18 protein-coding genes are annotated in these 25,891 nt (G+C 70.1%); 6 read left to right on the plus strand and 12 right to left on the minus strand.

What is annotated here, in order from left to right; all coding sequences use genetic code 11:
* Together R6Y94_RS09850 and R6Y94_RS09855 are read right to left on the minus strand one after the other, a co-directional pair.
* The coding region (locus R6Y94_RS09850) for a polyketide synthase (protein ID WP_318395485.1) at positions 1-500 on the minus strand (500 nt) is incomplete at its 3' end.
* The gene (locus tag R6Y94_RS09855) at positions 497-10,642 is read right to left on the minus strand and encodes a polyketide synthase (RefSeq protein WP_318395486.1); all 10,146 of its coding nucleotides are present in this window, start codon (positions 10,640-10,642) and stop codon (positions 497-499) included. The genes R6Y94_RS09850 and R6Y94_RS09855, both read right to left, overlap by 4 nt.
* 311 nt (positions 10,643-10,953) lie before the next feature.
* Here R6Y94_RS09855 and R6Y94_RS09860 point away from each other — a divergent pair, with 311 nt between their 5' ends.
* Entirely contained in the window at positions 10,954-12,192 is a 1,239-nt protein-coding gene (locus R6Y94_RS09860; RefSeq protein ID WP_318395487.1) for a cytochrome P450, read from the plus strand.
* 55 nt (positions 12,193-12,247) lie between these two features.
* Here the strand turns inward: R6Y94_RS09860 and R6Y94_RS09865 are convergent, their stop codons facing one another.
* A complete protein-coding gene (locus tag R6Y94_RS09865; RefSeq protein WP_318395488.1) occupies positions 12,248-13,129 on the minus strand; it encodes an FkbM family methyltransferase in 882 nt (293 codons plus the stop codon).
* Between the two features lie 438 nt (positions 13,130-13,567).
* On the opposite strand from R6Y94_RS09865, the gene R6Y94_RS09870 reads away from it, so the two are divergent.
* The gene (locus tag R6Y94_RS09870; protein ID WP_318395489.1) at positions 13,568-14,308 is read left to right on the plus strand and encodes a DUF6928 family protein; all 741 of its coding nucleotides are present in this window, start codon (positions 13,568-13,570) and stop codon (positions 14,306-14,308) included.
* 76 nt (positions 14,309-14,384) lie between these two features.
* Here R6Y94_RS09870 and R6Y94_RS09875 read toward each other — a convergent pair whose 3' ends face one another.
* Positions 14,385-14,834 carry a hypothetical protein gene (locus R6Y94_RS09875; RefSeq protein ID WP_318395490.1) on the minus strand — a complete coding sequence of 150 codons (450 nt, stop codon included), beginning with the start codon at positions 14,832-14,834 and terminating at the stop codon, positions 14,385-14,387.
* Positions 14,835-15,214: 380 nt separating this feature from the next.
* Here R6Y94_RS09875 and R6Y94_RS09880 point away from each other — a divergent pair, with 380 nt between their 5' ends.
* Together R6Y94_RS09880 and R6Y94_RS09885 are read left to right on the plus strand one after the other, a co-directional pair.
* Entirely contained in the window at positions 15,215-15,955 is a 741-nt protein-coding gene (locus R6Y94_RS09880) for a MerR family transcriptional regulator (RefSeq protein WP_318395491.1), read from the plus strand.
* A 157-nt stretch (positions 15,956-16,112) separates the two neighbouring features.
* A complete protein-coding gene (locus R6Y94_RS09885) occupies positions 16,113-16,937 on the plus strand; it encodes an SAM-dependent methyltransferase (protein ID WP_318395492.1) in 825 nt (274 codons plus the stop codon).
* Between the two features lie 237 nt (positions 16,938-17,174).
* On the opposite strand, the gene R6Y94_RS09890 is transcribed toward R6Y94_RS09885, so the two are convergent.
* Complete coding sequence (locus R6Y94_RS09890) at positions 17,175-18,002, minus strand: SDR family oxidoreductase (protein ID WP_318395493.1); 828 nt, start codon at positions 18,000-18,002, stop codon at positions 17,175-17,177.
* Between the two features lie 317 nt (positions 18,003-18,319).
* Between R6Y94_RS09890 and R6Y94_RS09895 the strand changes: the two genes are divergently transcribed.
* Complete coding sequence (locus R6Y94_RS09895) at positions 18,320-18,787, plus strand: hypothetical protein (protein WP_318395494.1); 468 nt, start codon at positions 18,320-18,322, stop codon at positions 18,785-18,787.
* 93 nt (positions 18,788-18,880) lie between these two features.
* Here R6Y94_RS09895 and R6Y94_RS09900 read toward each other — a convergent pair whose 3' ends face one another.
* The 7 genes from R6Y94_RS09900 to R6Y94_RS09930 all read right to left on the minus strand — a co-directional run bounded on the left by R6Y94_RS09900 (position 18,881) and on the right by R6Y94_RS09930 (position 23,826).
* On the minus strand, positions 18,881-19,213 hold the full coding sequence (locus R6Y94_RS09900) for a YciI family protein (RefSeq protein WP_318395495.1): 333 nt from the start codon (positions 19,211-19,213) through the stop codon (positions 18,881-18,883).
* Positions 19,198-20,004, minus strand: a complete 807-nt coding sequence (locus tag R6Y94_RS09905) for a TetR/AcrR family transcriptional regulator (RefSeq protein WP_318395496.1) — start codon at positions 20,002-20,004, stop codon at positions 19,198-19,200. The genes R6Y94_RS09900 and R6Y94_RS09905 overlap by 16 nt, the downstream gene beginning before the upstream one ends.
* Before the next feature lie 44 nt (positions 20,005-20,048).
* Entirely contained in the window at positions 20,049-20,546 is a 498-nt protein-coding gene (locus tag R6Y94_RS09910; protein WP_318395497.1) for a VOC family protein, read from the minus strand.
* Positions 20,547-20,737: 191 nt separating this feature from the next.
* Positions 20,738-21,499 carry an ABC transporter permease gene (locus R6Y94_RS09915; protein ID WP_318395498.1) on the minus strand — a complete coding sequence of 254 codons (762 nt, stop codon included), beginning with the start codon at positions 21,497-21,499 and terminating at the stop codon, positions 20,738-20,740.
* Positions 21,496-22,287 (minus strand): ABC transporter ATP-binding protein, encoded by a 792-nt coding sequence (locus R6Y94_RS09920; protein ID WP_318395499.1) that lies wholly within the window; start codon positions 22,285-22,287, stop codon positions 21,496-21,498. Before R6Y94_RS09920 ends, R6Y94_RS09915 begins: the two co-directional genes overlap by 4 nt.
* An 84-nt stretch (positions 22,288-22,371) precedes the next feature.
* A complete protein-coding gene (locus tag R6Y94_RS09925; RefSeq protein ID WP_318395500.1) occupies positions 22,372-23,217 on the minus strand; it encodes a DUF4097 family beta strand repeat-containing protein in 846 nt (281 codons plus the stop codon).
* A 75-nt stretch (positions 23,218-23,292) separates the two neighbouring features.
* Complete coding sequence (locus tag R6Y94_RS09930; RefSeq protein WP_318395501.1) at positions 23,293-23,826, minus strand: YlcI/YnfO family protein; 534 nt, start codon at positions 23,824-23,826, stop codon at positions 23,293-23,295.
* Positions 23,827-24,175: 349 nt separating this feature from the next.
* On the opposite strand from R6Y94_RS09930, the gene R6Y94_RS09935 reads away from it, so the two are divergent.
* Positions 24,176-25,756, plus strand: a complete 1,581-nt coding sequence (locus R6Y94_RS09935) for a serine/threonine-protein kinase (RefSeq protein ID WP_318395502.1) — start codon at positions 24,176-24,178, stop codon at positions 25,754-25,756.
* Positions 25,757-25,891: the final 135 nt, after the last annotated feature.

Genomic DNA, 25,891 nt, shown 5'->3' on the forward strand with positions numbered 1-25,891 from the left:
CGCATTCCGATGTAGACGGCGGTGTTGGTGCCGTGCAGGCTGTCGGGTGGGATGTGGGCGTGTTCGAGGGCGTGCCAGGCGGTTTCCAGGATGATGCGGTGTTGGGGGTCGATGGCGGCGGCTTCGCGGGGGGTGATGCCGAAGACGGTGGGGTCGAAGCCGCGTACGTCGTGGAGGAAGCCGCCGTGGCGGGCGTAGGTGTGTCCGGGGGTGTCGGGGTCGGGGTGGTAGTAGCGGTCGTTGTTCCAGCGGTCGGCGGGGATGGGGGTGATGGCGGTGCGTGCCTCGGTGAGGAGTTGCCAGAACTGTTCGGGGCCCTCCGCGCCGGGGAACCGGCATCCGATACCCACCACCGCAATCGGCTCGCGGCGGGCTGCCCGCAGCGCGGCGGCCTCGGCCCGTGCCGCCTTCACCTCGAGCAGGGCGCGCCGGAGCAGTTCCTCGCGCTGTGAGCGGCTGTCCCGCTCCGCGGGCGTCGCGGTCCCGTCATCGGTCGTCATGCGGTGCCTCCCGTCTCCAACTCCTGCTTCAGGAGCTCCAGCAGGTCGTCCTCGGCCAGGTGGGCCAGCTCCGCTTCGAGCCCGGTCAGGCCGACATCCCGCCCGACCGCGCCGCCCGGTGCGTGCCCGGCAGGCTTCGCCAGCTCGGCCGGCTCGGCCGGCTCCGCCGACTCGTCGACGAACTCGGACAGCAGAAACCTGGCCAGCGCAGCGACGGTCGGGTTTTCGAAGGCCGCGGTGGCGGGCACCTCGGCGCCCAGCCGCCGGGCGAGCCGGTCGCGTAGCTCGACGCTGGTGATCGAGTCCATCCCGGCGTCGAAGAAGCCGAGTTCGCGATCCATCCGGGAACCGCCCGGACGGCCGAGGACCACCGCGAGCTCGACCTGTACGGCGTCCTCCAGCACCCGGATCCGGGCCGCCGGGTTTCCGGCCTCGCGCAGCCGGCTGGCCAGCTCCTCGTCGCGCGCGGTGCTCGCCTCGTGCGCCGGCCGCATCGCCTCGAACATCGGCCGCCGGCGCTTCGCCTCGAGCGTCGCGAGCAGCCTGTCCCAGTCCAACAGCGCTACCGCGGCCTGGACCCGGGCCGGGCCGGTAGCCGGGGCCGTGAGCCGGTCCAGCGCGGCGAAGCCGAGCTCCCGGCTCACCGGCGCGGTTCCGGTCGCCCGGAAGGATTCCCCGTGCTCCTCGGCGAGCGAGCCGTCGGCCCACCAGCCCCAGTCCACGGTCAGCGCCGGAAGGCCGCGCCGCGCGCGGTCGTGCGCGAAGACGTCCTGGAAGTGGCACGCGGCGACGAGATGCCCGGCGAGCGCGGCCCCGAACACGGACCACGCGGAACCGCAGGACACGAAGAAGTCGAGCGCGGTGCCCTCGGCGGCGGCGGCGAGGACGAGCGAACCCTCGACCTTCGGCCGTAGCACCGCCCGGAACCCGACCCAGTCGATGTCCGCCAGCGGCCGGAGTTCGAACAGGCCCGCGGCATGGATCACACCGCGTACGGCCGGCCACGGCCCGCTGCGCGGGTCGAAGACCGTGCGCATCGCCTCGGGGTCGGCGACGTCGCCGTCCGGGGTGTACACGGTGGCGCCGCCGCGCCGCAGCCGTTCGATCGCGGCGAGCACCCGGCCTTCGGCATCACCCGGGCCGGCATGCCCGTTGTCCGAACCGCCCCGGGCCAGCGGAGTACGTCCCAGCAGGATCAGGTGCCGCGCCCCGCGCCGGTACAGCCATTGCGCGAGAAGCAGGCCCAGCGCTCCGCGGCCACCGGTGACGAGGTAGGCGGCCGCCGGATCGAGCGCGAGTGGCTCGGGTGCGGCGTCGCCCGGACCGCGGCCGGCTCCAGCCCGTACCAGCCGGGGAACCATGCGCTGTCCGGTGCGGTACGCCACCTGGTCCTCCACATCCGGGTGCAGGATCTCCCGGGCGATCGTCGCGGCTTCGGCGTCGGGGTCCCGGTCCTGCGGATCGAGGTCGATCTGGCCGCCCCAGATGCCCGGCTGTTCCGTCGATACGGCGCGCCCGAGGCCCCAGGCGGGCGCCAGCACCGGTACGCACGCCGCGTCGCCGGCCGGGACGGCGCCCCGGGTGACCGCCCACAGGCGCGCTCCGGCCGCGATGCCGGGCGCCGACAGGGATCGCGGCGCGGTCAACAGCGGGCCGCACGAGGCGGCGAGCGCCTCGTCCCACTCCGGTCCGGGTGTGCGCAGCGCCGGGTCGGCGTCGAGTGCCGCGAGGTGGACGACGCCGCGCAATGTGGCGCCGGCGCCGCGGACCGCCTCCGCCAGAGCGCGGAACCCGTCGTCCGGGTCGAGCATCCGTGCCGGGATCCGCAGGCAGGTGTGGCCCGCCGCCTCGAGGAGTGCGGACAACCGGTCCGCCACGCCGTCCCCGGCGCCCCCGGTCAGCACCCAGTGACCACCGCCTCCGGAACCGGCGCCGCCGTTCGCCGTGGCACGGTCCGCGCGGTCCGGCTGCCACACGACCTCGTACATGGACTCGTCGACGTCGCCCCGGATGCCGCTCCCGCGCTCATCCGGTGCCGGGACCGCCCGGTCCTCGCCGCGCGCCACCGGGGCCCGGGCCGGCCGGTCGGGAATCCAGAACCGCTCCCGCTGCCAGGGATAGCTCGGCAGCCGGACCCGCCGGCCGCCGGCCGGCTGCACGGCCGCGTGGTCCAGCGGGTAACCGTTGACGTGCAGCGTGCCTGCGGCGGCGAGCATCGACGCGAGGCCGTCCTGCTGCGCGCGCATGGACTCGACCGCGAGGACTGCCGTCCCGTGGCCGTCAAGGCACTGCAGGATCGGGGTTGCCAGGGCCGGATGCGGACCGATCTCCAGTACGGCGTTGTGCCCCGCGCCGGCCGCACGGCGCAGCGCGTCCTCGAAGAGCACCGGTTCGGTGACGTTGCGCGCCCAGTACCCGGCACCGGCGAAGCCGGGCTCCGCGGGGCCGCCGGTCACCGTCGAGTACACGCTCAGCGTCGGCGGCGCGGGAGTGAGATCCGCCAGATCGGCTCGCAGCGCCCGCGCGCAGTCCGCCATCGCCAGCGTGTGGAATGCGTACTGCTCCTGCACGACCGACCAGAAAACGCCGCGGGAGCGGGCTTCGCGCCCCAGGTCCAGTACTGCCGGACGGTCACCCGCGACGACGGTGTTGCGCGGGCTGTTCACCGCGGCGACCGACACGGCCGCGCCACACCGCGCGATCAGCTCGGCGGTTTCCTGGCGGTCGAGCCCGACGACGGCCATCATCCCGCGGCCCCGGGTCGCGGCCATCGCCTCCCCGCGCCGCACCGCGATCTCGCACGCTTCTTCCAGCGCGAGGTATCCGGCCGCGTAGGCGGCGGCGACTTCGCCGACGCTGTGCCCGATGACCGCGTCGGGCCGCACCCCCCAGGCGCGCCACAGTTGGGTGAGCGCCGCCTGGACGGCGAAGACCGCGGGCTGGGCGACGGCGGTGTCGTCCAGCCGGGACCGCTCGCGCCCGGCGGACAGCTCGTCGCGCAGCGACCAGCCGGCAAGCCGGTGCACCACCGCGTCGCAGCGCTCGACGACCTCGTCGGCGGCAGGGTGGCGGGCCAGGGCGCGTCCCATGCCGGGCCACTGGGACCCCTGGCCGGTGTAGACGGCGATCAGCCTGGTCCGGCCGTCCTGGCGGGCGAGGCCGCGGCGGACGCGGCGCGGATCGTCCCGCCCGCCCGCGCCGGCACCGCGCCGTCCGGCCACCGGCCCGGCCAGCAGTTCCCCGGCCTGCTGCGCGGAATCGGCGACCATGGACAGCCGGTGGGGCAGGTGGGTCCGGTGCAGCGCGGCGGTGCGGGCCACATCGGCGAGGGCGGGCCCGCCGTGCCGCGTCTGGCCGAGCATCCGCCGGTACGCCTCGGCAGTGGCGTCGAGCGCTTCGGGCGAGTGCGCGGAGAGCAGGAGCAACTGGGTACCCGGTCGCTCGGGGCGCGACGGGGACGGCACGGAATCCGGCACCTGCTCGGGGGCCTGCTCCAGCAGGACGTGCGCGTTGGTGCCGCTGAAGCCGAAGGAGCTGACGCCGGCGATCCGCGAGCCGTGCCAGTCCGCCCATTCGACCGTCCGCCGGGGGATCTGGACGGGGATCTCGTCCCACGGTATGTGCGGGCTCGGCTCGTCGAAGTGGAGCTGGGCGGGAATCTGGCGATGGTGCAGGGCGAGCGCCACCTTGATCAGACCACTGATACCGGCTGCCGCCTCCAGGTGCCCGATGTTGGTCTTGACCGAACCGACGTGGAGCGCCGCACCGCGCTCCCGTTCCGGCCGCAACGCGTCCACCAGGGCGCTGACCTCCAGCGGGTCACCGAGCGGCGTCCCGGTGCCGTGCGCCTCGACGTAGCTCACCTCCTCGCGCCGTACCCCGGCGTCGCGCAGCGCTTCGCGCAGCACCGCCACCTGCGCCCGCCCGTTCGGCACCGTCAGCCCGGCGCTGCGGCCGTCCTGGTTGACCGCGGAGCCCCGGACCAGCGCCCAGATGCGGTCTCCGGCGGACTGCGCGTCGGCGAGCCGCTTGAGCACGACGACGCCGCAGCCCTCGCCGCGGCCGTACCCGTCGGCCCGGGCGCTGAAGGTCTTGCACCGCCCGTCCGGTGCCAGCGCGCCCATCCTGGCCAGGCTCGCTGTGGTCAGCGGGGAGAGCATGAGATTCACTCCGGCGACGATCGCCAGGTCCGCCTCGCCCGAGCGCAGGCTGCGGGTGGCCAGGTGTACGGCGACGAGCGAGGAGGAGCACGCCGTGTCCACGGCCAGGCTCGGGCCGTGCGTGCCCAGCAGGTGGGACAGGCGTCCGGCCGCGACGCTGAAGGTGTTGCCGGTGGCCAGGTACGGGTCGTCCGTGGCGGCCGGGTGCGCGGCGAGCAGGTGCAGGTAGTCCAACGTGTTGATGCCGACGTATACGGCGGTCGCCGAGCTGTCCAGCGTCCGCGCGGTGACGCCGGCGTCTTCGAGCGCCTCCCAGGCGACTTCGAGGAGCAGGCGCTGCTGCGGGTCCATGCTGCGCGCCTCGCGGGGTGAGATCCCGAAGGCGGCGGCATCGAACCCGTCGACCGGGCCCGCCAGGAACCCGCCGCGCCATCCGGGCGAGCCGCCCGACCCGTACGGCGCCTGCGGCTGCCAGCGGTCGCCGGGTACGTCGCGCGTCGCGTCGCGCCCTTCGCGCAGGAGCCGCCAGAATGAGTCGGGATCGACGGCACCGCCGGGCAGCCGGCACGCCATGCCGACGATCGCGAGGGGTTCGGCGCTGGCCGCACGCCGTTCGCGTGGTGCGGGTGTGGTGGCCGGGCGTCGCGCAGGTACGGGTGCCGGAGCACTGACCCGGGACGGCTCGATCCCGGCCAGGTATCCGGCCAGCCTCCGGATCGTGGGGTGGTCGAAAACCAGGGTCACCGGCAGCTTCAGGCCGAATTCGTCTTCCAGCCGCGCGCGTACCTGCACGATCATCGCCGAGGTGAGCCCGAGGTCGAAGAGGCCGGTGTCGGGGCCGAGTTCCTCGGGGCGGCGTAGTCCGAGCACTGCCGACAGTTCGGCCTGCAGCCGGTGGATCAGCTCGCCCGCCCGGGCCGGATTGACCTCCGGCACCGCGACGGGAACGGGCCGGGTATCGGGCGAGGGCGCGTCCGCCGCGCGGTCTGCCGCGATGCCGCCGGAGGCTCCGTCGGAACGAAGGCCGCGGAGGAGCGGAAGTACGTCGAGCACACCTGCGTCGCCGCCTCCACCGACGGCCACTTCGGTGGAGTCGGCCGTCGCGGGCACGTCGACCGTGCGGGACCTCTCGCGGTGTGGATGCGCCGTCGGGATCCAGTACTCGCGGCGTTCGAAGGGGTACCGCGGCAGGTCCGGCAGCACGGCCGGCCGGGTGGTCCGCGGCGACCAGTCGACCGGCCCGCCCGCGACCCAGGTCCGCGCGAGCGCCTCGGCCAGCTGCGTGGCCGGTTCGGCCGCGCGGGAGAGCGTCGGCACGCAGGTCCACTCGGCGCCGGCCGCGGCCGCGGCCGCGGCCGCGACCGAGGCCGCCGAGCCGAGCAGGCCGCCCGGCCCGAGTTCGATCAGGATCGTCGTGCCCTGGTTCAGGGCCGTGTGCAGAGCCTCGTTGAAGTGGACGGGCTCGCGACTGTGCCGGACCCAGTACGGCGCGGTGGCCGCTTCCGCACCGGCGAGCAGCCCCGTGGTGTCCGACACGAACGGTACGGTGGCCGGTCGCAGGGTGGTCTGGGCGAATGCGTCGCCCAGCGTACCGAGCATCGGCTCCACCTGCGCCGTGTGGAAGGCGACCGGGACGCGAAGGCGGACCGTGCGCAGGCCCTCGTCCGCGGCCAGCGCTGCGAACTGGTCGACGGCGCTGGACGGCCCGGCGATGACCGTCTCGCGTGGGCCGTTGTAGAGGGCGATGTCCACCGCGCCCGAGACGACGGGGGCCAACCCGGCCAGACGCTCCGGTTCGCAGAACACCGCGAGCATCGCGCCGTCTCCGGGCAGGTCCGCGATGAGTTCGCCGCGCACCGCACTGAGGCGGGCGCCGTCCTGCGGCGAGAGGATTCCGGCGAGTGTGGCTGCCGCGTAGGCGCCCGCGCTGTGTCCGAGGACGGTCTGCGGCACGACCCCGTGTGCCCGCCACCACGCGGCCAGGGTCAGCGCGAGCGCATAGAGCGCGGGCTGGATGTGGCGTGGGTCCTCGCGCCCTGGCGACCCGGAGTCGAGCAGGACGCTGATCGGCCCCTTGCCGGCCGGGCCGAGTACCTCCGCGAGCGAGTCCAGCGCGGCGGTGATGTGCGGGTCGTTTCGGTAGAGCCCGGCCAGGGCGCCGTGGACTGCGGTGCCGTGACCCGGCACGAGGAAGGTGGTGTGTGGGGTGGTGGTGGGTGGGGTGTGGTGTTGGGTGAGGTGGGGGTGGGGTGTGTTGGTGGTGAGTGCGGTGAGGGCTTGGGTGAGGTGGGTGTGGTTGGTGGTGGTGATGGTGGCGCGGTGGGGGTGGTGGGTGCGGGTGTGGGTGGTGGTGTAGGCGAGGTGGGGGAGGGGGGTGGGGTGGTGTTGGAGGTGGTGGAGGAGTTGGGTGGCGGTTTTGTGGAGGGTGGTGGGTGTGGTGGCGGAGAGGGTGATGGTGTGGGGTTGGTTGGTGTCGGTGGTGTCGGTGGTGTCGGTGGTGTCGGTGGTGTCGGTGGTGTCGGTGGTGTCGGTGGTGTCGGTGGTGTGGGTGGTGTGGGTGGTGTTGGTGGTGTGGGTGGTGGTTGTGGTGGTTGGGGTGGGGTGGTGTTGGAGGATGATGTGGGCGTTGGTGCCGCCGAAGCCGAAGCTGCTGGTGGCGGCGGTGGGGGTGGGTGTGGTGAGGGGGGTTGGGGTGGTGGGGATGTGGAGGTGTGGGTTCCAGGGGATGTGTGGGTTGGGGGTGATGGTGGTGGGGTGGGGTGGGATGGTGCGGTGGTGGAGGGTGAGGATGGTTTTGATGAGTCCGGCGATGCCGGCGGCGGCTTCGAGGTGGCCGATGTTGGTTTTGACGGAGCCGAGGTGGAGTGGGTGGTGGTGGGGTCGGTTGGGTGTGAGGGTGTGGGTGAGGGCGCGGATTTCGATGGGGTCGCCGAGGGTGGTGCCGGTGCCGTGGGTTTCGACGTAGTCGATGTGCTGCGGCTCGACCCCCGCGTCCGCCAGGGCACGTAGCACGACACGTTCCTGCGCCTCGCCGCTCGGCGCCGTCAGGCCGTTGCTTCTTCCGTCCTGATTCACCGCGCTGCCGCGGATGACGGCCAGGATGCGGTCCCGGCTGGCCAAGGCCGTGCTCAGCGAGCGCAGGACGACGATTCCGCAGCCTTCGCCGCGGACGTAGCCGTCGGCGTTGTGGTCGAAGGTGTGGCATCGGCCGGTGGGGGAGAGCATGCGGCCTTTGCTGAGGGCGATCATGGCGTCGGGGGAGAGGATGAGGTTGACGCCGCCGGCCAGGGCGGTGTCGGTTTCGCCGGTGCGGAGGGCTTGGCAGGCCAGGTGGACGGCGACCAGGCTGGCTGAGCAGGCGGTGTCGACCACGAGGCTGGGGCCTTGCAGGCCCAGAGCGTACGAGAGCCGGTTCGCCGCGAAGTTCGCCGACGCCCCGATCGCCGTGTATTCGTCGATCGAATCAGGGGCCGGCGTGGCCAGCCGCTCGTACTCGCCGGCCCGCATTCCGATGTAGACGGCGGTGTTGGTGCCGTGCAGGCTGTCGGGTGGGATGTGGGCGTGTTCGAGGGCGTGCCAGGCGGTTTCCAGGATGATGCGGTGTTGGGGGTCGATGGCGGCGGCTTCGCGGGGGGTGATGCCGAAGACGGTGGGGTCGAAGCCGCGTACGTCGTGGAGGAAGCCGCCGTGGCGGGCGTAGGTGTGTCCGGGGGTGTCGGGGTCGGGGTGGTAGTAGCGGTCGTTGTTCCAGCGGTCGGCGGGGATGGGGGTGATGGCGGTGCGTGCCTCGGTGAGGAGTTGCCAGAACTGTTCGGGGCCCTCCGCGCCGGGGAACCGGCATCCGATACCCACCACCGCAATCGGCTCGGACACCGCAGGTGTCGACCCGTTGCGGTCTGATCCGTCCGCCGGGAGCGCCAGTGTGCGGGCGGCGGCGGCGATGGTCGGATGCTCCCAGGCGAGGGTGGTGGATACGTCGCGGCCGAGCCACCTCGACAGCCGCTCCGCGACGCTGACCGCCCGTACCGAGTCCAGGTTGAAGTAGCTGAACGACTCCCTCGGCGAAACGTCCCGTACGGCGCAGCGTGCCGACTCCGCTATCAGCAGTCGTAGCTGGTTCTCGATCTCCGCCGGCGTGCGGGTCGGCGAAGCGGCGTAGGAGACGGCGACCTGCTCCGGCGGCGGGGCCGGAGCCTGCTCCGCCGTGCGCGGTACAGCGTCGTCACCGGCGTCGTCGGCGCCGATGCGCACCGGCGGCGGATAGCCGCCTTCGAGGTATCTGGCCCGAGCGGCCTTGCGCTGGATCTTGCCGCTCGACGTCGTCGGCAGGGCGCCCGGCCGGACCAGCACGATCGTGTCGGCGGCCAACTGATGTTCTTCGACGATCCGACGGCGGATGGTCGCGGCCAGCCGGGCGCGGTCGGCGGGCCCGGTCCGGCGTCGCGGCAGCTCCTGGACGATCACGAGCGACGGCTCGCCCTCCGCCGGGACGGCGAACGCGGCGCAGCGCGTCGAACCGAGCGCGGGATCGCTGTCCATGCTCGTGGCCTCGACGTCCTGCGGGTAGACGTTGCGTCCCCGGAAGATCATCATGTCGTCCACGCGGCCCGCGATGTACAACTCGCCGTCGATCATCGCCCCGAGGTCGCCGGTGCGCAGATATCGCTCCTTACCGCTGCCGATGGTGTTGTGGAACGTCCGCTCGGTGGCCTCGGGGTTGTCGAGGTATCCGCCGGCCACGCTCTGGCCGCCGAGCCAGATCTCGCCGACCCGGTCGGCACCGGTACGACCGCCGGTCGATGGATCGACGATCTCCACCACGACGCCGGGCATCGGACGCCCCGAGCTGACCAATGGCTGTGCCTGCGCCAGGTCGGTCGGCGGCAACAGCCGGCCCGCTTCCATCCCGGGCCGTGAGACGTAGCGCACGACCGGACCGGCACCGGTCGCGCTGGCCGACACCGTCAGGGTGTTCTCCGCCAGGCCGTAGGCGGGAACAAAGCTCGACCTGCGGAATCCGCAGCCGGTGAAGGCGCGCGTGAAGGCTTCGAGCGTGGTCACCCGGATCGGCTCGGCGCCGTTGATCGCCCGGGTCCAGGTGGACAGGTCGAGATGCTGCCTGGCCTGTTCGTCGATCCGGTCGACGCACATCTGGTACGCGAAGTTCGGGGCGAAACTGACCACCCCGCCGTACCGCGTGATGGCCTCCAACCAGCGCACCGGCGAGCGGATGAAGGCCGCGGACGCCAGGTGCGTCGACGGGAAATTCGAGTACAGCGGATAGATCAGACCGGAGACCAAACCCATGTCGTGGTAGAGCGGGAGCCAGTTGACGCCCCGCACCTCGGGGTCGAAGGAGTAACAACTCTGCGCCGACCGGGCATGCGCGAGCAGGTTGGCGTGGGAGACCATCACACCCTTGGGCGAACCGGTCGAGCCCGAGGTGTACTGGAGGAACGCCAGTGCGTCGCCGGCCGTGCCGGGCGGATTCCAATCCAGCCCGGAGCCCTCGGCGACCTCCTGCCGGACGGACAGCCAGCGCGCGTGCCACAGCGATGACCCGGACTGCTCGGTCAGGTCGGCCGGCACCTGGTTCGACTCCGCCTGGTCCGACAGTACGATGGCGGCGTCGCAGTCGCGCGCAATGGCCTCGATGCGGTCGTAGCGGCCCGACGCGGCTGGTGGATAGGCGGGTACCGCCACGAGTCCGGCGTGGAGGCTGGCGAAGAAATAGGTGATGTAGTCCAGGCCCGGCGGGCACAGCATGAGCACCCGGTCACCGGGCTTGGCCACCTGGCTGAGCATGGCGGCGACATCTCTGGCCCGAGCTTCGAGCCGGCCGTAGGTCAACTCGGACACGACGGGCTGGGCGGACCCCGCATATTCGAGGAACCGGAACGCGAGCCGGTCGGGATCCTGCTCGGCGCGTTGCCGGAGCAGCTCGGTGACGGTCCGCGGGCCTGAGGTTGAGCGTGCGGTCACGGCTGCATCCCCCGTCCTCGTACATTCGCATCCCGCGCTTGACGGCGCGAGGTGTCTGACGGCACTTGGGTAATGGCGTCGGGTACGAGTGTGCGGCGCGGGGGATTAGAAGATCTTCCAATTCTTACCGGATCACCAGCGCGCGGCCGCACCCGCAGTGCCAGCTCTCACCGGGTCGAGACATCGGCGCGGTCGAGCGGCTGCCCGTCCGTCCACTGTGTACGCCTTACCGTCGGTCATCGGCGTGGGTATGCTGGCCGACGTCGCACCGCAGGCGTGGCGGCGCTCGCCGGCCAGTGTGAGGAGGACTCGTGACCGAGGCCGCCAGCACCGAAGGCATTGTGGAAGATCACTTGATCCTGGACAACGTTCGACTGGCCAACCCCCATGAGCTCTACCGGGTGCTGCGTGCGCAGCGACCGGTCGTGCGCGTCACCGTGCCGTCCGGGATCCGGGCCTGGTTGGTCACCCGCCATCAGGACGTGCGGGCCGCGCTCGCCGACCCGCGGCTGGCCAAGGACAGCGCGTCGATCATCCGTCGGCTGGAGCATCACACGGACCCGAGTCGGTACCCCGCGGTGGCCAAGTCGTACGCCGAGCACATGCTCAACTCCGACCCGCCCGACCACACCAGGCTGCGGCGCCTGGTCGGCAGGGCGTTCACCCCGCGCGGCATCGCGCAGTACCGGCCGCGCATCGAGCAGATCGCGGGTGAGTTGCTGGACGCGGTGGCGGCCGAGGCGGCCAGCACCGGCGGTATGGTCGATCTGCTGGACAGCTTCGCCTTTCCGCTGCCGATAACCGTGATCACCGAACTGCTGGGCGTACCGCTCGACCGGCGCGACGAGTTCCGCGAGTGGTCGAACGCGAGCCTGTCCAGCGACCCCGCAGCCCCGCGCCGGTACGCGGCGATGGCCGCATACCTACAGGACCTCATCGACGACAAGCGGCGCCATCCCGGTCCGGACATGCTCTCGACGTTCGTCGCCGCCAGCGAGGACGCCGACCGGCTCTCCGACCGGGAGGCGGTCGCGATGGTGTTCCTGCTCCTGATCGCCGGCCACGAGACCACGGTCAACCTGATCGGCAACGGCGTTCTCGCGCTGCTGCGCCATCCCGAGCAGATGGCCGCGCTGCGCGCCGACCCCTCACTCGCCCCGCAGGCGGTGGAGGAGTTCCTGCGCTACGACGGCCCGATCAACATGGCCACTCTCCGCTACACCACCGAACCTGTCGTGTTCAGCGGCACGACGATTCCCGCAGGTGAGGTCATCTTCGTCGCGCTGGCCTCGGCCAACCGCGATGTCGCGCAGTACCCGGACGCCGACCGGCTCGACATCCGGCGGGAGGCGGGAAACCTCGCATTCGGCCACGGCCTCCACTACTGCCTCGGCGCCCCGTTGGCCCGCCTCGAAGGCGAGATCGCCTTCAACTCGCTGCTGGCCCGGTTTCCGCACCTGGAGCTGGCCCGCGCGCCCGCCGAACTCTCCTGGCGCTCGGGCACCCTCATCCGCGGCCTGACCGAGCTTCCTATCCGGATCGGTCGCTGACCTTCCTGCTCTGCGGCCGAGCTGTCGTCGGACCGGTCGACCTGCGCGAAGCGGCTCAGCCGACCAGCCGGTCGAAATAGCCCTGGATGTCGGCGTCGCTGACCACCCCGCGGGCGGCGAGAATGTCGAGGCACCGGATGACGAGTTCGAAGGAGAAGAAGACCGCGTCGGCGAAGACCGCCAGGTACTTCAGCTGTTCGGTGGCCATCTCCGGGGACACCGGGTTCTTTATGTAGACAGCATCGCCGTCGACGGCCTGGTTCCACGTCATATCCTTCGGCAGCTTGCCGAAACGGGAGTGGTTGATGCCGGTGGACTTGACGAACAGGAACTTGTGGAAGAGGAACCCCCGTGAGCGCAGGTAGGTGTCCAGCCCGCCGATGTTCGGCTCGCTGTCGTACAGCTGCAGGAACCGGACCTCGGGGATGATCGCCACAGCGTCCGCGAGTCGCTTCTGCCCGCCTCGCATGGCCTCAACCTCGTAGCCCTGGCAGTCGATCTTGAGTAGGTCGACGTTCTCCATCTCGGGCAGGTCGTCGATCCGGTGGGTTTCCAGGTCGATCGTCTGCACCAACGTGGTTTCGTCACGCCACCGGTCGATGAAGTCGATCGACGGTCCATGGATCGGGTACATGCTGCTGAACGCGTCGTTCCTGAAGATGTGCAGGGTCGCCGCGCCACCTTGGCCAATGGCGTTGGGGAGGTAGTGCTCGTTGTCCCGCTTGGTTTTCAGCAGCTTCTGGTAGGCGTCCTCCTGCGGCTCGATGCCCCACAACTCGCACAAGCCCTGCTCAACAAGAGTCTGGTAGGGAGGCCGGTCCCACCCCAGCGGATTGGCGCCGACGTCCAGGATTCGGGGCAACCGCTCGGGCTTCAAGAGCTCTACCAGAGCCGCCGATCGCTGCGCGTCGATATTGCCGGCCATGATCGACCACATCCAGACGTAGACTGGAGCCTTCGTGGGCAACAGCTTCGCACCCTGCCGTGCTCCTCATCAAGTCGCGACTGAGGGCATGGATGCGGCTGGGATGCCGGTTCCGATGAGCCCGACAACGCGTCCATCATCGATCCGCGCACGTCTGATCCGGCGGAAAGTGCCCGAGCGGATAGCCGCCGGTGCGACGCCGGTCCGGGAGGAGTGGTCCGGCGACGCTCCCGGGCGGACGGACGCCAGATCCCCCTGCACGGCTGGTACGCAGAGCGGGCACCGGAATCCGGCATCCGGACCTGCCGACGGCCGCCGGGGACTGCCTGCGGTCGCGGTGAGGGCTCCTGCAGGCGGTGGTCGCTTTCGTCGTCAACTGCCGGTACCGTGCCAACAGCCATCGTGCAGCGGACAGTCGGGGGAGCGGGCATGGGTGCGAAGACGGCGTTGTTGGCCTTCGCCGACGGGGATCTGCTTCCGGCGTTGCTCGGCGCAACGGCCTGCGATCCGGCCGAGGCCGAGGATGTCGTGCGGCGGGTCCACCCGGGGCACGAGGTGACGCGCATCGGCGATGGCACGTTGTTCGACCGACCGTACCCGCCGGATGACATCACCTACGCCACCGTGCTGGCCGGCGCCGAGCTGCTGTGCGATCGCAGGCTGGTGCTCGATCGCCCGTCCGAACTTCCCGAGCACCTGCGCGCGGTCGGCGCTGGTCGGCGGATCGTCATGCACGGGATGCATTCCGTGGTGGACTGGCTGTGCTTCGCCCTCTGGGAGGACGGGAAACTGGTCCGCTCGCTGAGCCTGTCGCCGGACAGCGGCATCGAGGAGAACATCGGCGAGCCGTACGACTTCGAACTGCCGTTCTGGGCCGGTGAGCATCCGGTCGAGCCGATGCCCGGATGGCCGGACCAGGGTCCCTATCCGTTGCCGTTCCATCCGCTGGAACTGGGCGAGGAGGCGCTGCGTGCGCTGTTCGGCTTCGTGGTCGAAGGCCGACCTGACCCGGACGACATTGCTGCGGAAGCCGTCTCCCTGCACGGCTTCCGGGTGACCGACCCGACCGGGCGGGAGCAGACCGAGCGCGAGGCCGACTACCAGCGAGTGCGCCAGATGATGGGACCGCCCCGGCTGTTCCGAACGGGACCGGACGGGACGATGCAGGAAGTCAGCTTCGACGCGCTCTGAGTCACCAGAACGCTGGCCGTGCCTCGATGCCGGGAAGTCGAGAGCGGCGGAACGTGGCTCTGGTACGCCAGCCTGGTCAGGCTGCGGCAGCGGGATTGTCGTGCACCAGCCGCCAGCCCAGTACGCCGTACCAGACCATGACCGGCAGGTGGAGGGCGTAGCCGAGCTGTTCCAGCGTTGCGGTGGGGCCGTCGGTCCCGGTTGTCCATGGCAGCAGAACGGCGGCGAGGCCCGACATCGCGGCGACCACGCCGGTGCGCCGGAGTCCGGTGGGCAGCGGGGTGCCGAGCGCGGTCGCCACGGTCGCGGCGGTCCAGAGCAACCCGGCCAGGTTGACGGTCCACTTGGCGGTCAGTAGGACCGCCCAGGCCACCGTGGTGGCCGCAGGGTCCGTGGGATCGGCGGCCAGTTGGGTCAACGCCAGGTTTCCGGCGTCGTGGAGCAGGCCCGCCAGGCCGGCGCAGGCCAGCAGCCCGGCGGCCAGCGTCACGAGGTGTGGCCTGGACGTCGTGGGGCGGGCGAGCATTGAACCTTTCCCAAGCTCCCCTTGCGGTCCGCCGGAGCTCGAGGTCGGACGCGGTGTGTGAGCGCCGCGTGGTTCAGGTTGAAAAAGGTTCATTATGAGCCCGGCCGCGAGCAGGGCGAGCCAGCCGGTTGCGTCGAGCCCCAACTCGATCAGGTGCAACCCGACCCGTGCATGCACCGCTGCCAACACGGCGGCGGGGTCGGCCGGATTCAGGGTCAGCCCCGATGGCACGACGACCGCCACACCGGCGAGCATGGCCGTCAACGAACTCAACAGCAGCATGCCCGTCAGTCGGGCCGCGGCACTACGGTCAGTGGGATTCATGGCCGGGACGCTAGAACCCTGACGCAGGGAGAAGGTCAAGGCAGGAGGAGGAAGCTGTGTGGCGCATCGGAGAGCTGGCGGGGATGGTCGGAGTATCCGAACGCACCCTGCGCCACTATGACAAGATCGGGTTGCTGGTCCCCGCCACAGTGGACCGGGCCACCGGCTACCGGTGGTACGGCGTGACCGAACTGAGCCGGCTGGAACGCATCCGGGGACTACAGCACCTCGGCCTGTCGCTACGCCAGATCGCCGACATCCTGGATGCCCCCGACGCGCACCTCCGGCAGGCCCTGGCCGAAACCGTGACCGCACTACGTCGCGACATCGCACTGAAGGCCGCAGCCCTCGCCGCGGCTGAGGACCGGCTCGCCACGCCGGCGTCGGTCCTGCCCCAGCAGGCTACGGTCGGTGGGCGCCGCCTGCACGTGCGCTACCTGCGAATCGCCCATCCGTCCGAGCTGGCCGTCCTGTGTCCGTCATCCCCGGCGGCCCTGCTGACCTGGCTCAGCGGGCAACCCACCGGGAATTTCCTGGCGGCAGTCACTGCCGGGCGCAGAGGCGAACGGCTCGACCTGCCCGCCCGCACGGTGGTGCGAGCCGTCGTCCCACCGGCAACCGGCGTGGTCCGCGCCGGCCTCGACCTGTTCGACTGGCTGCGTCGGCGTGACCTGACCGTAGCCGGACCCACCCTGGAAGAGCACCTGGTCGACGCCGACGCGGCCAGCGCCACCGTGCTCGAGGTACCGGTGCAACCCGCGACGCTGCCGGCCCACCTCGCGGCCGACCGGACCTGACTCCCGCTGAAACGCCCAGGCCACCGACAGCGGCCAGGCACCGCACCGTACGGAGTCCCGGACCGTACCAGGCTCGGCCGGGCGAAGAGGCGTCGTTCTACTATGCTGATCATTCATTTGTCCGTACCCGTGCCCGGCTAGGCCCGATGGAGCATAGATGTCCGACTTGCGTCCGACCAACCAGGAGCCGGTGACCTCCAGACTCGACACCAACGTGCCGCACACGGCACGGATCTGGAACTACTGGCTCGGCGGTAAGGACAACTTCGCGGTCGATCGGGAGGTCGGGAAAAGAGTCAAGGACATCTTTCCCGTCGTGATCGAGCTGGCACGTGCTGACCGGCTGTTCTTGGGACGGGCTGTCCACTACCTGGTCGCCGAGGCGGGGATCCGCCAGTTCCTAGACATCGGCACCGGGCTGCCCACCCAGGACAACACCCATCAGGTCGCGCAACGGGTGGCCCCCGAAACGCGGATCGTCTACGTCGACAACGATCCACTGGTGCTGGTACACGCACGCGCCTTGCTGACCAGTTCCCCAGAGGGCGCCACCGACTACATCGACGCCGACCTGCACGATCCGGAGACCATCTTGCGGCGGGCGGCCAACACGCTGAACTTCGCCGAGCCCGTGGCGATCATGCTGCTCGGCATCATGCACTTCATCAACGACGATGACGAGCTGCAGCAGATCATCGACCGGCTGCTGGCGGCGGTGCCGTCCGGAAGCTACGTCGCCGTCGCCAACACCACCACGGCGGTCAACGGTGAGGCCACCGCCGAAGCGGTCCGCGTGTGGAACATCGATGCCCAGCCGAAACTGAAGCTGAGGACCCCCGAGCGAATCGCCGAGTTCTTCGCCGGCCTTGAGCCTGTAGAGCCGGGCTGGGTCTCGTGCTCACGGTGGCGCCCCGAGCCGCAGGACGACGGCAGCCTGCCGGTCGAGGTTGACCAGTGGTGTGGGGTCGTGCGCAAACCATAGGCTGCGGCATGGCGTGGTGGCCGCAACGGCGGTTACGTCGAGCCTGAGCCGCCGAACGAGGGGCGGCTGCGCATCCCTGCGAACTCGACCGCGAGCGCCACTGGCGGGAAGTGGGCGTGCGACTCGAATTGGCGGCAGTAGCTCCGGTTCCTGCTCGGCGCATCGTGATCTCCGCCCTCGTCGGGCACCCGGTGCGCCACTGGTGCTCGCGGGTGGGTGAAGCGGAGTCGAACGGCGTCAGACGACGGTGTGGTGGCCGGCCTTGACGACGTCGTCGTACTCGCGGCGTCGGGTGTCGTACGCGGATTCCAGGAACGCCTCCGAGTCGCGACCGACCGGCAGCCGCAGCGGTGGCGACTGCATCCCGCTGAGGCGCCAGACGACGTCCGCGAAGACCTCGGGCGGATTGACGTCCTGCTTGTCGTTCATGCTGCGTAGCGCGCCGAGGGTGCCGTTGCTGATCGGAGCGTAGTCCTCGATCCGCTGCTCAGGCAGCCTCAACGCGGTGGCGTACCCGGTGGCGAAGCCCCCCGGCTGCAGGATGGTCACCTTCACGCCGAGGTGGCCGGCCTCGGCAGCGAGCGACTCGGCCAGTCCCTCCAGCGCCGCCTTGCTGGCGTTGTAGGCGGCCAGGCCCGGGAACGGCACCGTGCCGGCGACCGAGCTGACGAAGACGGCGTGCCCGGACCGCTGCGCCCGCCAGAGCGGCAGCACCACCCGGGTGAGCCGCCACGGCCCGAAGACGTTGGTGTCGAACTGCGCGGCGAGCTGGTCCTCCGACACCTCCTCCAGGGTGCCGAACTGTCCGTAGGCGGCGTTGTTGACCAGGATGTCGATCCCGCCGAAGGTGTCCAGCGCCAACTCGACCGCCGCCTGACACTGCGCCTGGTCGCGTACGTCCAACGCGGTGGACAGCAGATTGTCGGGGTACTGGGCGACCAACTCGGCCAGAGTCTCCGGTCGCCGTGCGGTGGCGAGCACCCGTTCTCCCTCGGCGGCGAGCCGGGCGGCGAGGGCGCGCCCGAGTCCGGTCGAGCAACCCGTGATCAACCAGCGCTTCGCCATCGTACGACAGTCCCATCCAGACAGTTACGTGCCGACCGCAGCCTGTCAGGATCCCCGGTCCAGGTGAAGAGGCATCTCCTGTCGTCTATCGGATAGACCGGCGCACCGGCCCACGCCCGGCACCGCTTCGGGGAGTCCCCGCTACGACGCCGCCCGAACGGATCTTCGGAGCAGCCGGGTGAAGACCAGTGCTGGTGGCCCTACTGGCGCGTGTCGCGCCGGCCCGGGGACGAGCAGGGCTGGAAAGGCCGAGGTCGGCGCCGCCGTGGCCGCGGCTGTGGATGTTGTGCATCGAAAGGGTGGATGCGATCGGTGCCGTGGCGAGCCCATCCGCGTTCCTGCGCGTGCTGGTCGGCGTGGTGGTCGTAGCCGCCGCCGGCGGCTGCGAACCCGGCACCCCGGATGCGGGCGCGACGACGAGTCCCGCCACCGCCGGCCCGCCGCCCTCTCCGGTCGTGGTCGGCCGGGAGCGTCCGGTTAAGATCACCGGACCGCAGGCCGGTCTGCTGACCCAGGAGCAGATCGAGGCGGCGGTACCGGGCATGTCGGGCCCAGGCGTCTCGTTCACCGAACAGGTGCTGCCCGAACTGCAGGAGAAGACGCTCGACTGGTTCTACTACCGCGACATGTCGGACGAGGTGCGGTGCGACAAGCTCCCGGAGATCTGGCTGGCCGGCAAGGGGAGCACCGGATACTCCTGCCAGTACCTCCGCATCCGCACGGTGTCGGACACCGAACGGCGCTGGGCGGACGAGGAGATCTTCGTGCGGGACGACGGCGAGTAACGCTTCGGTTGAGCTGTCCGGGAGTCGTCGGTGACTGGTGCCGCTCGGCCCGACCGTCCTGCTTGATGTCGCGGATGGCGAGCAGGCTGCGGCCTACGGCGACTCCTGCAACGGCCACACCTCAACGACACCCCTCGCGACTGCACATGGCGTTTTCGACACGAGTTGGATCGCTTCCTCCAGCGTTGCGGCTTCGATGATCGCGAATCCGGCCACCGGGAGAGCGGAGGACATGAAGGGCCCGCTCTGCACGGTCGTGCCGGCATCGTCGTGGTTTCGCACCTGCACGGGCGCGCCGGCGATGCCCATATCAGCTCCCGCCGCACGCAAGCGCACGTCATGCGCGTGGGCACCGTCGCGTACCGCCGCGGCGGTGCGGTTGTAGCCGTCCTGGTCGCCGTATCCGATGGTCACGAACTTGGCCATGACAGTTCCCTCCTCCGGTTCGTACGGACTGCTGAAGGGCGTTCATCGGTCGTCTCCCTTGGTGGCAGTCGGGCGTTAGATTTGTGCGGGGCCGGCATGGCCGCGCGGGGTGGCGTCCGCTCGTCGCTTCTTGCGGGTTCAGCCCGAGCGGGCCGACGGGTTGCGTGATCGACGAACATGTCGACCACGTCGTCCAGATGGCGGGCCCAGCGGTCGCCTCCCGGGTCGTTCGCGATCTGCTGGTCGACCAGGCCGGTGACGAGTGCGGTGGAGATGTCGATGTCCGCCGGGTCGCTGACGCCGAGTCGGGCGAGGTTCTCCGTCCACTGCGACGGCAGCCGGCCACCGGCGAGCGCCTCCGGAGCCAGCGCATATGACTCCGCCGACGGTTCGAACCCGGGGATCGGGCGCTGGAAAAGGAGCTGATAGCGGGCGTTGTCGGCGACGCAGAAGGCGAGGTAGGCGCGGGCGACCGCCTTGAGGCCGGCACGCGGGTCGGCGGAAGGTGGCACCTGTTGCATCGCCTCCAGGAACCGGCGGTATCCGTTGGCGAACATGGCGTCGTAGATCGCGTGCTTGGAAGGGAAGTACGAGTACAGGGACTGTGGGCGCATACGTACCCTGCCGGCGAGGTCCCGCAGGGACAGGCCGGCAAGGCCCTGCGACTGGGTTAGGTCCCAGGCTGTCCGGATGATCTCCGCTTTGGTTTCCTGATGCCGTTCGGAACGCCTGTCGCCGATCGGTTTACCTTCCATGCGCAGGAGCATGACGCCGCGTGGCTCGGCTGTCAACAACTCGAGGAAAGGGGCGGCCGATCGAGGCGGTGCGGCTCGGCTCAGCTCGTCAACGACTTGAGGGCATTGTCCAGCGTGGTGAAGATGACGTCCGAGCCGCCGTCCCGGTGAGGCGTCGGATCGGGCTGACCCGGTGCCGGTGCCCAAAGCCACCAGATGTTCTGCCAGGGGTCGAGCATCCTGCCGAGGGTCGATTCACCGTAGAACGGGGTCGGTTCGGTGACGGTGGTGGCGCCGTGCGCGTTGGCGCGGTGCAGCACCGTCGCCACGTCGCGAACCCACACCTGGAGCAGACCGGGCCGCAGTGGCCAGCCGTCGAGCCGATCGGCGATCATCAGGTCGACGCTACCGAGTCGTAGCTGGGCATGGATCAGCTTGCCGTCGGGCATCGGGGTCCTCGCCTCGGCGGTCTCCGGGACGCCGAAGACCTCGGATACGAAGGTGATGAGGGCGGCGGCGTCGTCCACGATCACGAACGGGTTGAGCACGGCGCCGGCGGCGGGAACCGACTGCTGGGGGAGCAGGACTTCACTGTTCATGCTGAGAAGGCTCACAGCAGTTCCGGCCAGTTTCTGACCTCAGGAGCAACCCGGCCCGGAGCTGCCGTGGGCCACGCGTTACCGATTGAAGAAGATTCAACTGATTGAAGAAGATTCAATGGTGTGATTGGCCTGTCGGGGGGGTCCGACCGGCCGCCCGGGACGTGATGGACGGCCGGCTGCCCGGGGTTTCAGGCGATTCTGCGCCGGTAGGCGAGCATGGCGAGCGCATAGGCGACGACAAGAATTCCGACGCACCAGGCGAGGGCGATCCAGATTTCGCCGCCAACCGGCTGCCGATCGAGGAGCGCCCTGATCGTGTTGACGATGGAGGTGACCGGTTGGTTCTCCGCGAAAGCGCGCACTGGCCCGGGCATCGTGTCGGTGGGGACGAACGCCGAGCTCACGAAAGGCAGGAAGATGATCGGATATGAGAAGGCGGTCGCTCCGTCAGTGGAGGATGCCGAGAGTCCGGCCATCACCGCGACCCACGTCAGCGCGAGCGTGAAGAGCACGAGGATCCCGGCCACGGCGAGCCACCCCAGCACTCCCGCCGACGAGCGGAAGCCCATGAGAAGCCCTACCAGGACGATGACCACCACGGAGATGGCGTTGGATACCAGCGAGGTCAGCACGTGTCCCCACAGCACGGACGAACGTGCGATCGGCATGGAGTGGAAACGCTCGAAGATGCCGCCCTGCAGGTCGTTGAACAGTCGGTAGGCGGTGTAGGAGATGCCGCTGGCGATCGCCATGAGCAGGATGCCGGGCATCAGAAAGTTGACGTAGTTGTCGGTACCCGCCTGGATGGCGCCGCCGAACACGTAGACGAACAGCAGCATGAACGCGATCGGCATGATCGTGACCGTGATGATGGTGTCCATGCTGCGCGTGACGTGTCGCACGGAGCGCCCGAGCATCACGCTGGTGTTGCTGAAGGAATGCGCGGTCATCGCTGCACCTGCTTTTCTTTTTCGTGAGTCCTGTCGCTTCCGACGATCGCCAGGAAGATTTCCTCCAGGGTGGGTTGCCGTTCCACGTATTCCACTTTCGCGGACGGGAGTAGCTTCCTCAGTTCTGCCAACGTGCCGGACACGATGATCGTGCCCTCGTGCAGGATCGCGATCCGGTCGGCGAGCTTCTCGGCCTCTTCCAGGTACTGGGTCGTGAGAAGGACCGTCGTGCCGCTGTCGGCGAGGTTCTGGATCACCTGCCACACTTCGATGCGGGCCTCCGGGTCCAGTCCGGTGGTTGGCTCGTCGAGGAAGATGATCGGTGGGTCGCCGATGAGGCTCATGGCGATGTCGAGGCGGCGGCGCATGCCGCCCGAGTAAGCCGACACCCGGCGTCCGGCCGCATCGGCAAGGCCGAATCGTCCGAGCAGGTCGTCTGCGACCCGGCGGGGATTCTCCACCTGCCGCAACTTGGCGATCATGACCAGGTTCTCCCGGCCGGTGAGGATCTCGTCGACCGCCGCGAACTGCCCGGTCAGGCTGATGGACTCCCGCACCCGCGCCGGCTGGGACAGGACGTCGAATCCGTTGACGCTTGCCGTGCCGTCATCCGGCTTGAGCAGGGTGGCGAGGATCCTCACGGTCGTGGTCTTGCCGGCACCGTTGGAGCCGAGCAACGCGAAAATGCTCCCGCTGGCCACATCGAAGTCGACGCCCTTGAGTACCTGCACCTTCTGATAGGACTTGCGCAATCCGTTGACCCGGATAGCCAGGTTCTGTGCTTCCATGCTTCGTGTCTCCCTATGCAACAGTCACGCTGGACGGGTCTGCCCCGAGACCTTTGAACTCGACCCAGTTCAGGCGGTCGGGGATCAGGAGCGGTGGATGATGATGTCGCCGTAGGAGGTGCGACCGCGTACCTCGACGGTCTCGTCGGCCTCCTCGGGTCGGATGGCGTTCTCCAGCTCGTTGCGTACGTGTCCGAATCCGGTGTTGACCTCGAGCCAGGCGGCGGTGCCGTCGGCGACGCCGATGTCCAGGTCGCCCATGGCGGTCCCGAGCGTGACCGAGCCGCGGGCCACCTCGCCGAGGCGGATGTTGCCGTTGGAGGTCTTCGCATCGACGTCGGCGCCGGCCCGTTCGATCCGGATGTGGCCGTTGGCGGCGCGTACCCGGACGTCGCCGGTGACCACGTCGATCGTGGTGTCGCCGTTGGAATTCTTGACCACCGCGGTGCCGTCGATCTCGCCGATCTGGATCTTGCCGGATCCGGTGGAGATCTCGGTGTTGCCGTTGATGCCGTCGGCGGTCACGTGACCGGCCGATGTGTCCGCGTGCAGCGGGCCGGTTCGTTCGAGCCAGACGCTCCCGGCGGAGGTCTTGAGCCGGCACCGCCCGAGCCGGCCGGCGCAGCGGAGGTCGCCCACCTGGAGGTGGGCAGAGAGCTGGGAGTCGCTGGGCAGTTGGATGGTCACGTCGACCGACCTGGTCTTGCGGGAGAAGTCGAAGGCGCGTGCCCTCGGGCCGGTGATCCGGAGCGTGCCGTTGGTGTAGTCGGCACGGACCTGCCGGGCGGCTTTCACGTCGGACTCGTCGGCTTCGTCGCTCGGGCGGACCTCGACGAGGGTGTCGGTCCGGTTGCCCGCGGTGATTCGCACGTCGGCGACGCCGAGTTCGAGCGTGACGGAGATCGGCTCAGGGGTCTCGAATTTTGGCATGGTTGTCCCCGCATCATGGGTAGGTGAGTCGTCCCCGCAGGTCGGAGACGTGGGATGAGGTAAGCGTGGGGGTGGCTAGCGCACCCAGCCGGTGAAACGCTGCTTGGTCCGTTTCGCGCTGCCGGACGGCTCGGATCGCTGGTGCTGATCCGAGCGCTGCAAGGTGGTGGCGGCCGCCCGGACGAGCCAGGCGTTGACTGAGCGGCCCTCCTTGGCTGCGGCCTCCTCGATCGCGGCCTTGAGCTGCTCGGGTAGCCGTACGTTGATCCGCGCGGCGGGGCCGTTCTCGGCGATCGGCAGGTCGTTGTCCGGGGCGTTGTCGAGCGTCGCTGTCGCGTGCTCGGCCGCGAGTTCGAGCGGCTCGGCGGGTGGCGGGGTCACGACGAAGCTCGGGTCGCGTCCGCGTAGGCGCAGTTCCACCGAACCCGGAGCCAGGTCTCGGGTGATCTCGTCGGCGGCGGCCGACAGCGCGTCCAGCAGCGTCATCCGGATCGCCGATTCGAGCGACCCGGTCAGGCGCTCGACCAGGGCACGCGCCTCCGCACCGCCGGCTTCGGCAAGCGTGGCGAACTCACGTCCGAGGTTGCCCACATATGAGGTCAAGTCCATGGTGCCATCATGGCACACTCATGGCACACCAACAAGCCTCGTTGGCTCAGAACTGGCGCCATGGTCGATGCCGGCGGCACCGGGGGCGTGAATAGGATCACCCCAGATCAGCAGCAAGCCGGCATGTTGGACGCCGGTGATGCGTGGGGACGGCTGGAGGCGAGGCGAGGTTGCTCCCTTCCCCCTTCGAGCAGGACACGCCGCCTTGGTGGTGCCGTTGCGCGACCGGGCCGGCGATAGCACCTTCCGGAGACGCCGGAAATGCAGGGTGTTCGTCCCGCGAGCCCCGTCCGGCTAGGGTCTCTCTCTACCGCAGGTGGGGCGCCGCGCGGTGAGGGGAGAACTCGAGATGAGCATGCCGCTGCTGCCGGAGGAACGGACCCGGCTCGGTAGGTATGAGCTACTGGGCCGTCTGGGCGAGGGTGGCATGGGCACCGTCTACCTCGGGCGAGATCGAGACGGGCGCAAGGTGGCTATCAAGATGGTCCGGCCCGAGTTCTCGAGCGACGCCGAGTTCCGTGGCCGCTTCCGCAGCGAGGTCAGCCGGGCGCGCCAGGTGCCGCCGTTCTCGACCGCTGAGGTACTCGATGCCGACCCGGACCACGACCCGCCCTACCTCGTCGTCGAGTACGTCGACGGCCCGAGCCTTGCCACGGTCGTCAGGGAGCAGGGACCACTGTCCGCCTCCGCGCTGCACGGGGTGGCCGTCGGCATCGCCACCGCGCTGACCGCCATCCACGGTGCCGGGGTGATCCACCGCGACCTCAAGCCCGGCAACGTACTGTTCGCCATGGGCGGCCTCAAGGTTATCGACTTCGGCATCGCCCGCCCCTTCGAGGCGACCAGCCAGCACACGCGTACTGACCAGATAGTCGGCACGGTCGCCTACATGGCGCCGGAGCGCTTCGACCCGGAGAACGGTCGGCAGGTGAGCTCCGCCGCGGACATCTTCGCCTGGGGTGTGGTGGTGGCGTACGCGGCGACCGCGCGTACCCCGTTCGCCGCCGACTCCGCACCAGCCACCGCCATGCGCATTCTCACCCAGCCGCCCGACCTTTCCGGGCTGTCCGGGCCGCTCCGCGATCTCGTGGATCGGGCACTCGTCAAGAATCCCGAGGAACGCCCGACAGCGCGGGAACTGCTCGACGGCCTGCTCGCCGGCGACACCCCGCAGCCAGAGATCACCACTGCGGTTGCCGCGGCGGCACTGACCGCCCGCGACAGGTTCCGGCTGGCCGACGGTAGTCCCGGGAAGGTGCGGGCCGAAGCCCGGCCCGAGGCCACCCGCCGTAGACGGCTCCTGGGAGCCGGGGCGGCCGCCGCAACTCTCATCGTGCTGCTTGGCACGGGCCTCGCCGCTCTGAACGCCTTCGGTCCCGACGGCGGTGACCGGGACGGCTCCGGGGAAGCGTCCGCGCCGGCCGGCCCGAGTCCGACGAGTACCCGGCCTGCCCCGGCGGCCCCGGACCCGGATGCTCCGATCCTTCAGGGAAACCGGCGTACGCTGATCCATCTCGCCGAGATCGACCGGGACCTGGCACTGGACTACCACTGGTACGAGGTGGAGGCTTCCGACGGCACCGGTATGAAGTCGCAGTTCGTCCTGGTGCCGATGGGCGTGGACTATCTGATCAGGTCGCTGCGCGGTGCGGATCGCGGCGACAACTCGGAGACCTGCCTGGGCGTCAAAATCACGCCGGACCAGCCGTCGTCGCTGGTCGCCGCCGAGTGCGTTCCGACGCAGGCGACGCTGTTCTCCCTCACCCCCACCGGCGCCACGGACGACAAGAACAGGCGGACCTACCACATCTACAACGAGGCCTACGGCTTCGTCCAGTGGAGCGCGGAACGCAAGGCGGTGTTCGTCGAGGAGGTCGGTGACGCCACCCCCACCGCGAGCTTCAGCCTCGTCGACCGGGGCGCGCTCTGAGCCCCCGACCTCGGCTACCCCGGGGTCGCAAGTGCGCGGAGAAGGTCGGGACCGCCGCGAGGTCCACCTGAGGCGCCTTCGCGGACCTCGCGCGCCGGTTCGCCAGAACCGCGACCGGCGGAGCGAGCCGACGGC

This window comes from Plantactinospora sp. KLBMP9567 (genome assembly GCF_033446045.1).
GTDB lineage: Bacteria > Actinomycetota > Actinomycetes > Mycobacteriales > Micromonosporaceae > Plantactinospora.

Bases quoted from the DNA above. Each gene is read 5' to 3' on its own strand.
- R6Y94_RS09875 (WP_318395490.1), bottom strand. From the start codon at position 14,834: ATGCTCGCCCGCCCCACGACGTCCAGGCCACACCTCGTGACGCTGGCC.
- R6Y94_RS09925 (WP_318395500.1), bottom strand. From the start codon at position 23,217: ATGCCAAAATTCGAGACCCCTGAGCCGATCTCCGTCACGCTCGAACTC.
- R6Y94_RS09930 (WP_318395501.1), bottom strand. From the start codon at position 23,826: ATGGACTTGACCTCATATGTGGGCAACCTCGGACGTGAGTTCGCCACG.
- R6Y94_RS09910 (WP_318395497.1), bottom strand. From the start codon at position 20,546: ATGAACAGTGAAGTCCTGCTCCCCCAGCAGTCGGTTCCCGCCGCCGGC.
- R6Y94_RS09865 (WP_318395488.1), bottom strand. From the start codon at position 13,129: ATGTGGTCGATCATGGCCGGCAATATCGACGCGCAGCGATCGGCGGCT.
- R6Y94_RS09915 (WP_318395498.1), bottom strand. From the start codon at position 21,499: ATGACCGCGCATTCCTTCAGCAACACCAGCGTGATGCTCGGGCGCTCC.
- R6Y94_RS09890 (WP_318395493.1), bottom strand. From the start codon at position 18,002: ATGGCGAAGCGCTGGTTGATCACGGGTTGCTCGACCGGACTCGGGCGC.
- R6Y94_RS09920 (WP_318395499.1), bottom strand. From the start codon at position 22,287: ATGGAAGCACAGAACCTGGCTATCCGGGTCAACGGATTGCGCAAGTCC.
- R6Y94_RS09885 (WP_318395492.1), top strand. From the start codon at position 16,113: ATGTCCGACTTGCGTCCGACCAACCAGGAGCCGGTGACCTCCAGACTC.
- R6Y94_RS09935 (WP_318395502.1), top strand. From the start codon at position 24,176: ATGAGCATGCCGCTGCTGCCGGAGGAACGGACCCGGCTCGGTAGGTAT.
- R6Y94_RS09900 (WP_318395495.1), bottom strand. From the start codon at position 19,213: ATGGCCAAGTTCGTGACCATCGGATACGGCGACCAGGACGGCTACAAC.